Source organism: Actinomadura sp. NPDC048032 (assembly GCF_040653175.1).
Classification (GTDB): Bacteria; Actinomycetota; Actinomycetes; order Streptosporangiales; family Streptosporangiaceae; genus Spirillospora; species Spirillospora verrucosospora.
In genome coordinates, this window is the sequence record NZ_JBEZJP010000635.1 from 1 (window position 1) to 3,248 (window position 3,248).

The window sequence follows — 3,248 nt, forward strand, 5'->3', positions numbered from 1 at the left end:
GGGCGACCTCGCGCAGGTGCCGTTCCGCGGCGGTCTCCTCCTCGGCGGCCTGCTGGGCGCGCTGGGCCTGCCCCTGCTGCCGCCGTAGGAGTCCGCGACGATCAGCGTGGCGTCGCCTGGCGTCACCGCCATGCCGTTGGGGAAGGCGATGCCGTCCGCCGAACCGGGCGGTCCCCGCGGACGGACCTGACAAGGGATTCTGATCTAAAAGACCATGAGTTCGAGCTTCCGGGCCCCGAAGGGGGTCAGCGAATACGTTCCGCCGCGAGCGGACCTCTTCTACGCCATCCGGGAGGCCTTCGCCGAGCAGGCGAGGCTGGCCGGTTACGGCTACCTGGAACTGGCGGTGTTCGAGGACACCAACCTGTTCCGGCGCGGCGTCGGCGAGTCCACCGACGTGGTGTCCAAGGAGATGTACACCTTCGAGGACCGGGGCGGCCGGTCGCTGACGCTGCGTCCCGAGTTCACCGCGTCGGTGCTGCGCTCCGTCCTGGAGAACAACCTGCACAAGGCGTCGCTGCCGGCCAAGGTGTGGACGACCGGGCCCGCGTTCCGCGCCGAGCGCCCGCAGCAGGGCCGCTACCGGCAGTTCTACCAGCTCGACCTGGAGGCGATCGGCAGCGAGGACCCCCAGGTCGACGCCGAGACGATCGCGATCGCGTGGAACTGGTACCGGTCCCTCGGCCTGACCCGGGTGCGGCTGCTGCTGAACTCGCTCGGCTGCAAGGAGTGCCGCCCCGCCTACCGGGCCCTGCTGCAGGACTTCCTGCGCGGCCTGGACCTGGACGAGGACACCCGCGCCCGCGTCGAGATCAACCCGCTGCGGGTGCTGGACGACAAGCGCCCCAAGGTCCGCGAGCAGCTCGCGGGCGCGCCGCTGATGGCCGACCACCTGTGCCCGGCGTGCAAGGCGCACCACGACCGCGTCCGGGAGCTGCTCGCCGACCTCGGCATCGAATGGGAGGACACCCCGACCCTCGTCCGCGGCCTCGACTACTACACCCGCACCACCTACGAGTTCGACCACCCGCTGCTCGGCGCCCAGTCCGGCATCGGCGGCGGCGGCCGCTACGACGGGCTGTCGGAGGACATCGGCGGCCCGCCGCTGCCCGGCATCGGTTTCGGGCTCGGACTGGACCGCACGATCCTCGCCTTGGAGGCCGAGTCCTCGGGCGGGGAGGGTCCCGCGTTCGCCGCCAAGCCGCGCTGCGAGGCGTTCGGCGTGCCGCTCGGCGACACCGCCGAGCGGCGCCTGTTCGCGCTCGTCGCCGAGCTGCGCGGCGCCGGGATCGCCGCCGACATGGCGTTCGGCGGCAAGAGGCTCAAGGGCGCCATGAAGGACGCGGACCGCTCGGGCGCCCGGTACGCCGTGATCCTCGGGGAGCGAGATATCGCGGACGGCGTCGCCCAGGTCAAGGACCTGGCCGAGGGCGAGCAGACCGCCGTCCCGCTCACCGACCTCACCACGACGTTGAAGGAAAGGCTCTCGAAATGATCCGCACCCACGAGGCGGGGACGCTCCGCAAGGAGCACGCCGGGCAGCAGGTAACGCTGGCCGGCTGGGTCGGCCGCCGCCGCGACCACGGCGGCGTCACGTTCATCGACCTGCGCGACGCCTCCGGCACCGCGCAGGTCGTCTTCCGCGAGGAGGACACCGCGCACGACCTGCGCGCCGAGTACTGCGTCAAGGTGGTCGGCGAGGTCCGCGTCCGGCCGGAGGGCAACGAGAACCCCGAGCTGCCCACGGGCGAGGTCGAGGTCGCCGCCGCCCGCATCGAGGTGCTCTCCGACGCGGCGCCGCTGCCGTTCCCCATCGAGGGCGACGTCAACGTCAACGAGGAGATCCGCCTCAAGTACCGCTACCTCGACCTGCGCCGCGAGAGCGTCGCGCGGGCGATGAGGATCCGCTCGGAGGCCTCGTTCCTGACGCACGAGGTGATGCGCGCGCACGGCTTCGTGAACGTGGAGACGCCCACGCTCACCCGCTCCACCCCGGAGGGCGCCCGCGACTTCCTCGTCCCGGTCCGGCTCCAGCCCGGCCACTGGTACGCGCTCCCGCAGTCGCCGCAGCTGTTCAAGCAGCTGCTCATGGTCGGCGGCCTCGAACGCTACTACCAGATCGCCCGCTGCTACCGCGACGAGGACTTCCGCGCCGACCGGCAGCCCGAGTTCACCCAGATCGACATCGAGATGTCGTTCGCCGAGCAGGACGACGTCCTGGCGGTCGGCGAGGACCTCGTGGCGCGCCTGTGGAAGGAGATCGCCGGGTACGAGATCCCCCGCCCGATCCCCCACATCACCTACGCCGACGCGCTGGCCCGCTACGGCTCCGACAAGCCCGACCTGCGGTTCGGCAACGAGCTGACCGACATGACGGAGTACTTCGCCGGCACGTCGTTCCGCGTGTTCCAGGCCCCGTACGTCGGCGCGGTCGTCATGCCCGGCGGCGCCTCCCAGACCCGCAAGGAGCTCGACGGCTGGCAGGACTGGGCGAAGGCCCGCGGCGCCCGCGGCCTCGCCTACGTGCTCGTCCAGGAGGACGGCACCCTCGGCGGCCCGGTCGCCAAGAACCTCTCCGACGCCGAGAAGGACGGCCTCGCCGCCAAGACCGGCGCCTCCCCCGGCGACGCGGTCTTCTTCGGCGCCGGCAAGCGGCACTCCACCCAGGAGCTCCTCGGCGCCGCGCGCCTGGAGATCGGCCGCCGCCGCGGCCTGATCGACGAGTCCGCATGGAAGTTCGTCTGGGTCGTGGACGCGCCGATCTTCGAGCCCGTCGAGGACGACAAGGGCGAGCAGATCGGCTGGACGTCGGTGCACCACCCGTTCACCGCGCCCAAGCCCGAGTACGCCGACTCCTTCCAGGACGACCCGGGCTCCGCCCTCGCCGACGCCTACGACCTCGTCCTGAACGGCAACGAGATCGGCGGCGGCTCCATCCGTATCCACCGCGCCGAGATGCAGCAGCGCGTCTTCGACGTGCTGGGCCTGTCCAAGCAGGAGGCGGAGTCCAAGTTCGGCTTCCTGCTGGAGGCGTTCAAGTTCGGCCCGCCCCCGCACGGCGGCATCGCGTTCGGCTGGGACCGGGTGGTCATGCTCCTCGCCCGCCAGGAGTCGATCCGCGACGTGATCGCCTTCCCGAAGGCCGCCTCCGGCTACGACCCCCTGACCGCCGCGCCGACCCCCATCACCCCGGAGCAGCGCGCGGAGGCCGGGGTCGACTTCGTCCCCGAGGACGAGCCCGCCGACAA

At 71.8% G+C, this 3,248-nt stretch carries 3 protein-coding genes; 2 read left to right on the forward strand and 1 reads right to left on the reverse strand.

The window, feature by feature from the left end; genetic code table 11:
- On the reverse strand, positions 1-193 hold a 193-nt coding region (locus tag AB0C69_RS40370), incomplete at its 3' end, for a hypothetical protein (protein WP_360361745.1).
- Between the two features lie 21 nt (positions 194-214).
- Between AB0C69_RS40370 and hisS the strand changes: the two genes are divergently transcribed.
- Both hisS and aspS read left to right on the forward strand, forming a co-directional pair.
- On the forward strand, positions 215-1,495 hold the full coding sequence (hisS, locus tag AB0C69_RS40375; RefSeq protein WP_345179048.1) for a histidine--tRNA ligase: 1,281 nt from the start codon (positions 215-217) through the stop codon (positions 1,493-1,495).
- Positions 1,492-3,248 (forward strand): aspartate--tRNA ligase (gene aspS / locus AB0C69_RS40380; protein ID WP_360361748.1); only part of this gene is annotated, 1,757 nt, incomplete at its 3' end. The genes hisS and aspS, both read left to right, overlap by 4 nt.